Genomic DNA, 6449 nt, shown 5'->3' on the forward strand with positions numbered 1-6449 from the left:
GCCGACGACAGCGGTGTCCATCAATCGTGCACGACTGTATGCCAGACGACACAGAGCGGGAGCATTCAGGCTAATAATCTGGAAGGAGTATGTCAGATGCTGAGTTTACGTTCGGTGAATCAGTTTTACGGTCAAAATCACATTCTGTGGGATGTGGATCTCGATCTGCCGCCGGGCACGTGCACCGGCGTGCTGGGCAGTCCCGGCATGGGCAAAACCACGTTGGTGAACTGCATTATGGGCCGCCTGCCGATTAACAGCGGCTCGATGACCTGGCAGGAAGATGGCGCGCCGCCGGAAGATTTGCTGCTGCAACCGGCCGAGCTGCGCGCGCGCACCGGCATTGGTTATGTGCCGCAAGGACGGCATATTTTCTCGCAGATGAGCGTGGAGGATAACCTGCTGATCGCCCTGATGGCGGCGCAGGACGATCGTAGCCGCGCCATTCCGGAAATGGTGTTTGACCTGTTCCCGGCGCTCTATTCGTTGCGCCATCAGCGCAGCGGCGAGTTGCCGATGGAACAGCAGCAACATTTGGCCCTGGCGCGCGCGCTGGTGCTGCAACCCAAGCTGGTGATTCTGGATGAACCGACGGAAGGGATGTCGCCGTGGCTGGAAGAGGAGATGGGCAATCTGATTCGTCGGTTAAACCGTGAGTATGGTTTAACCATTTTGCTGCTGGAGCAGCACGTCTCGTTTATTCGTCGCGTCGCCGATTATTTCCTGCTGCTGCATCGCGGACGCAATGTGGCGCACGGCAAAGTGGCGCAGTTGGATGATTTGACGGTGAATAAGTGGCTGACCGCGACGTGACGATGTAGCCAGGTCGCCATGAATGGCGACCATACGGTGCGTGATGTGGTTTTGTAGGGTCGCCATTTATGGCGACCTGGTTTATTGCGGCAACGTCAAATAACGCCCACATTCGGCCTGCTCGGTCTCATCGCTAAGGTGCGGAATCTCACCGAGGAACGGCGCATCAATCCGCTGACGCAGCGTAGCCATATACTCCTGATGGCGTTTGCCCGGCGGCTGAATATCATTGGCAATCCAGCCTGCAAGCCGCAATCCGCGCGCTTTAACCGCTTCGGCGGTGAGCATTGCATGATTGATGCAGCCTAACTTCACGCCCACCACCAGAATCACCGGCAGCTGCTCGGCTTCCACCCAATCGGCATAGGTTTGCGTCTCTGACAGCGGCGTAAACCATCCGCCTGCGCCTTCGACTAACACCCATTCCGCCTGCTGCTCCAGCGCGCGCAAGCCCGCTGACAGCGTGGCGAAGCTAATCGGCCTGCCCTCTTCCGCGCTGATGATATGCGGCGAGGTCGGCTCGACAAACGCCAGCGGGTTCACCTGTTCGTAGCTCAACGGCAAGCTGCTGTAGCGCTGCAATGCCAGCGCGTCACTGTTGCGGATGCCTTGCGGCGTGATCTCGCAGCCGGATGCTACCGGCTTGTAGCCTGCGGTACGTAAACCGGCGGCGCTCGCCGCCTGCAGCAGCGCGCCACTGGCCACGGTTTTGCCCACTTCGGTATCGGTTCCGGTAATAAACCAGCGTGTCATTTGCTTAAAACTCCATACATCAGGTGATAACTCAGGCGATAACCGGCCTCGTCCTGCGGCCAGTGCTGCTCAAGCTGTGCCAGTTGGGAACGTGTCAGCACGCTGGCTCCGCGTCCGTCGTGCAGATGCGTGGCACCAATGCCTTTCAGCGAGCGCATAGCGCTGAGCGCGCTGGGAAAATGCAGCGTGATAACCTGCTGCTGCGCAGCGATCGGCAGCGTCGCGGTGGCCGCATGAAACTGCGCAGCGCTGAGGAAACGGTTAGCGTGCTGGCGACCATCCAGCTGCGCCCACGCGTGATGCACTTCGTGCAGCGAACCGTCGAGCAGCGTGGAAAACAGCACCGTGCCGCCCGGCCGCGTGACGCGCAAAAACTGCTGCAGCGCGGTGTGCAAGTCGCTGCTCCACTGCACCGCCAGATTGCTCCATACGCCGTCAACGCTGGCGTCCGGCAGCGGCACCGCATCGATATCGCCCAACAGATAGTGCTGCGCCGATTGCTGATCGCGCGCGGTTTGCAGCATGTTGGGCGACAGATCGAGCGCCGTCAGCGTGCGCCCGCGATCGCGCCAGTAGCGGCTATACCAGCCGGTGCCGCACCCGGCATCCAGCAGATGCGGACCAAAACCAGCGGGTGCCAGCACCAGCAGCGCATCGCCGCTCAGCCGCTGTAACTGGGCGTGCTGTTCGTAATGGGCAGCCGCACGACCAAAGGCCTGCGCCACGGCGTGCTTGTTAACCTGCAGCGTCATACAGCGCCTCCAGCAGACGATCAATATCATCGGTGTGATGCGCGGCGGTGAGCGTGATACGCAGCCGCGCGGTGCCCGGCGGCACGGTCGGCGGACGAATCGCGCTGACCCAACAGCCGGCCTGCGCCAGCCGCTGCGACAACGCCATTGCTGCGCTGTTTTCGCCAACGATCAGCGGCTGGATGGCGCTCGCAGAATCGACCAGCTGCCACGGCAAATCCGCCGCACCGGCGCGGAAACGCGCAATGTGGCTATGCAGTTTTTCGCGCAGCGCATCACCTTGTTGAATCTGTCGCAGTGCCGCCAGCAGCGCGTAGCACTGCGCCGGTGGCATCGCGGTGGAGTAGATCAGATGACGCGAAAACTGCTCGACGTAATCAGCGGTGGCGTCATCGCACAGCAGCGCCGCGCCGCTGACGCCAAATCCTTTGCCGAAGGTGACGATCAGCAGTTCCGGTTTAACCTGCTGCTGCCAGCAGCTGCCGCGCCCTTGCGCGCCGGTCACGCCAATGCCGTGCGCATCATCTACCAGCAGCCAGCCGTTGCCGCGCCGCGTCTCTGCGGCGATCTGTCCTAGCGGAGCGCTGTCGCCGTCCATGCTGAACACGCCTTCGGTCACCACCAGCGTGCCGCCGTCCGACGGCGTTGTCAGCAGCTTCGCCAGACTTGCAGGCTGATTGTGGGCAAAACGACGCAGGCTCGCCGGGCTGTGGCTGGCGGCATCCAGCAGTGAAGCGTGCGCCAGCTTATCGGCGAAGATGCGATCCTGCTTTTCCGCCAGCAGATGGATCACCGCCTGGTTGGCGGCAAATCCCGAAATGAACAGCAGCGCGCGCGAATAGCCCAGCCAGTCAGCCAGCTCTTCTTCCAGCTGCGCATGGTGGCGGCTGTAGCCGGTCACATGCCCGGATGCACCCGCGCCAGCGCCCGTCTCGGCCGCGCCCTGCTGCCACGCGGCAATCACCGCCGGATGCTGGCTAAGACCAAGATAGTCGTTGCTGGAGAAGTGGCGATAACGCTGACCGTCCAGCGTAATTTCCCGCACGCTGTTGTGCTCAACGGGACGCCGCAGACGCCAGCCATCCGCGGCACGCCGCGCCGCTAGCGCCTCGTCGATACGTTGTGACCAGCCCATTTACACAGCCGCGTTGTAGAACTGCTCGGTATCGGCGTGCAGCAGCTGCTCGCTGAGCTGATGCTGCTGCTCGTTGTCACCCGCCGTTGTCGCGGTATGCTCGGGATTCAGACCCAATTTGCGGAACAGAATCAGATCCTTATCCTCCTCAGGATTTGGCGTGGTGAGCAGTTTGCAGCCGTAGAAGATGGAGTTAGCACCGGCCATAAAGCACATCGCCTGCGTTTGCTCGCTCATCTGCTCGCGTCCGGCAGAAAGACGCACGTGCGACGAGGGCATCATGATGCGCGCCACCGCGATGGTGCGGATGAAGTCGAACGGTTCGACGTCGTCGTTATCGGCCAGCGGCGTGCCTTTGACCTTCACCAGCATGTTGATCGGTACGCTCTCGGGCGGCGTCGGCAGATTTGCCAGTTGCACCAGCAGGCCCGCGCGATCCTTCACCGTTTCACCCAGACCCACGATGCCGCCGGAACACACTTTAATGCCCGCGCCGCGCACTTTATCCAGCGTATCCAGACGTTCCTGATAGCTGCGCGTGGTGATGATGTTGCCGTAGAATTCTGGCGAGGTGTCGAGGTTGTGGTTGTAGAAATCGAGCCCCGCTTCGGCGAGGCGCTGCGCCTGGTTGCCATCCAGCGTGCCAAGCGTCATGCAGGTTTCCATGCCCATCGCTTTCACGCCCTGCACCATCTGCTGCAGATAGGGCATGTCACGCTCGTGCGGGTTTTTCCACGCGGCGCCCATGCAGAAACGGCTCGATCCCGCCGCTTTGGCTTTGCGCGCCGATTCCAGCACCGCATCCACTTCCATCAGACGTTCCGATTCCAGACCGGTTTTGTAGCGCGCGCTCTGCGGACAGTATTTACAGTCTTCCGGACAGGCGCCGGTTTTGATCGATAGCAGCGTGCTGACCTGCACCTGGCGTGGATCGAAATGTTGACGATGCACTTGCTGCGCTTCAAACATCAACTCAAGGAAAGGTTTATCGAAAAGTGCCTGAGCTTGTGTCAGTGTCCAGCGGTTTGCCATTGCTTACTCCAGAAAAAGGGGGTTCATCCCGACGATTAACGTGGTTATACTTGTAAACTAAATCTTTTTAAAATGGTTTACAACTCACATGTTCACTCAGGACGACCTCAACTTTGACCGCCAGCATATCTGGCATCCCTACACGTCGATGCGCGATCCCCTGCCTTGTTATCCGGTTGTGGCGGCGCACGGCTGCCAGCTGCAGTTGGCCGATGGACGTGAACTGGTGGACGGCATGTCGTCGTGGTGGGCGGCGATCCACGGCTACAACCATCCGCGTCTCAATCAGGCGTTGCAGCAGCAAATGACGCAGATGTCGCATGTGATGTTTGGCGGCATTACCCATCCGGCGGCGGTGGAACTGAGTCGCCAGCTGGTTGCCATGACGCCTGACGCGCTGGAGTGCGTGTTCCTCGCCGATTCAGGTTCGATCGCCGTTGAAGTGTCGATGAAAATGGCGCTGCAATACTGGCTGGGACGCAACCAAACGCGACAGAAATTCCTCACGCTGAAGCGCGGTTATCACGGTGATACCTTTGCCGCGATGTCGGTGTGCGATCCCGACAATTCGATGCACAGCCTGTGGCGCGGCTATCTGCCGGAACATCTGTTCGCCACCGCGCCGCAGTGCGCTTTCGATGACGCGTGGAACGAGGCCGATTTCGCCGATTTCGCGCAGCTGGCGGAAACCCACCATCGGGAGATTGCAGCGGTGATTCTGGAGCCGATTGTGCAAGGCGCGGGCGGGATGCGTTTCTACCATCCGCGCTATCTGCAGCAGGTGCGCGAGCTGTGCGACCGATACGGTTTGCTGCTGATTGCCGATGAGATCGCCACCGGATTTGGCCGCAGCGGCAAGCTGTTTGCTTGCGACCATGCGGGCATCACGCCGGACATTCTCTGCCTCGGCAAAGCGCTGACCGGCGGCACCATGACGCTCTCCGCCACGCTGACCACGCGTGAGGTCGCCGACACCATCAGCCGCAGCGCAGCGGGCTGCTTTATGCACGGACCTACTTTTATGGGCAATCCGCTGGCCTGCGCGGTGGCGGTGGAAAGTCTGAAGATGATTAGTGAAGGCGGCTGGACCACGCAGGTGGCGCACATCGAACAGCAGCTGCGCACTGAGCTGCTGCCGCTGCGCACTCATCGCGCGGTCGCCGATGCGCGCGTGCTGGGTGCAATTGGCGTGATTGAAACCCATCAGGCCGTGAACATGGCGGCGCTGCAGCACTTCTTCGTTGAGCGCGGCGTGTGGATTCGGCCGTTTGGGCGCTTGATCTACCTGATGCCACCTTATCTGATTTCTGCCGCCGAACTGACGAAACTGACGCAAGCGGTCGGTGCAGCACTGGATGTTGCGGCGCATTTCCACCATGATTGAGGGCACTGCACAACCAATAAGGAGCGATCATGCGCGTAGTTAGCCAGGATTTTAACGACGGCGATAAGATGCCAGAGCGACACGTTTTCAATGGCATGGGTTACCAGGGCGACAATGTGTCACCGCATCTGGCGTGGGATGATGTACCGGCAGGCACCAAAAGCTTTGTTGTCACCTGCTACGATCCCGACGCGCCTACCGGTTCCGGCTGGTGGCATTGGGTGGTAGCGAACATTCCGGCTGAAGTCTCCGTGTTGCCGCAAGGTGCCGGTTCCGGCGTGGCGGAACTGCCGGCGAGCGCCATTCAGACGCGTACCGATTTTGGCCAAACCGGCTACGGCGGCGCGGCGCCACCGCAAGGCGAATCACATCGCTACATCTTTACGGTGCATGCGCTGGATACGGATAAAATTGACGTGGACGAAGGCGCGAGCGGCGCGATGGTGGGTTTTAACGTGCATTTTCATGCGCTGGCCAGTGCGTCGATTACGGTGAAGTACGCGTAATAAGAAAGGGTCGCCATGAATGGCGACCCTACGGGTTTGTAGGGTGCGCATTTAGGTACAAACCGGGCTGATGG

The 6449-nt window shown here is 60.6% G+C and carries 7 protein-coding genes; 3 read left to right on the forward strand and 4 right to left on the reverse strand.

From position 1 onward, the window contains the following. The first annotated feature begins 96 nt into the window (after nt 1–96). A complete protein-coding gene (locus tag HX773_RS07175; RefSeq protein ID WP_176970999.1) occupies nt 97–813 on the forward strand; it encodes an ABC transporter ATP-binding protein in 717 nt (238 codons plus the stop codon). An 81-nt stretch (nt 814–894) separates the two neighbouring features. Here HX773_RS07175 and bioD read toward each other — a convergent pair whose 3' ends face one another. Genes bioD through bioB form a run of 4 tightly spaced genes read right to left on the reverse strand, consistent with a single transcriptional unit; the run spans nt 895 to nt 4485 of the window. Then, entirely contained in the window at nt 895–1566 is a 672-nt protein-coding gene (bioD, locus tag HX773_RS07180) for a dethiobiotin synthase (protein ID WP_176971000.1), read from the reverse strand. Continuing rightward, entirely contained in the window at nt 1563–2318 is a 756-nt protein-coding gene (gene bioC, locus HX773_RS07185; protein WP_176971001.1) for a malonyl-ACP O-methyltransferase BioC, read from the reverse strand. The genes bioD and bioC overlap by 4 nt, the downstream gene beginning before the upstream one ends. Further along, nucleotides 2302–3453 carry an 8-amino-7-oxononanoate synthase gene (bioF, locus tag HX773_RS07190; protein ID WP_176971002.1) on the reverse strand — a complete coding sequence of 384 codons (1152 nt, stop codon included), beginning with the start codon at nt 3451–3453 and terminating at the stop codon, nt 2302–2304. Before bioF ends, bioC begins: the two co-directional genes overlap by 17 nt. Next, nucleotides 3454–4485, reverse strand: a complete 1032-nt coding sequence (gene bioB / locus HX773_RS07195; protein ID WP_176971003.1) for a biotin synthase BioB — start codon at nt 4483–4485, stop codon at nt 3454–3456. It lies immediately after the preceding gene. Nucleotides 4486–4573: 88 nt separating this feature from the next. On the opposite strand from bioB, the gene bioA reads away from it, so the two are divergent. Together bioA and HX773_RS07205 are read left to right on the forward strand one after the other, a co-directional pair. Next, a complete protein-coding gene (bioA, locus tag HX773_RS07200) occupies nt 4574–5869 on the forward strand; it encodes an adenosylmethionine--8-amino-7-oxononanoate transaminase (RefSeq protein WP_176971004.1) in 1296 nt (431 codons plus the stop codon). Nucleotides 5870–5898: 29 nt separating this feature from the next. Next, on the forward strand, nt 5899–6375 hold the full coding sequence (locus HX773_RS07205; RefSeq protein WP_176971005.1) for a kinase inhibitor: 477 nt from the start codon (nt 5899–5901) through the stop codon (nt 6373–6375). The last annotated feature ends 74 nt before the right edge of the window (nt 6376–6449 follow it).

It is taken from the genome of Pantoea sp. B9002 (genome assembly GCF_013385945.1).
Taxonomy (GTDB): Bacteria; Pseudomonadota; Gammaproteobacteria; order Enterobacterales; family Enterobacteriaceae; genus Pantoea.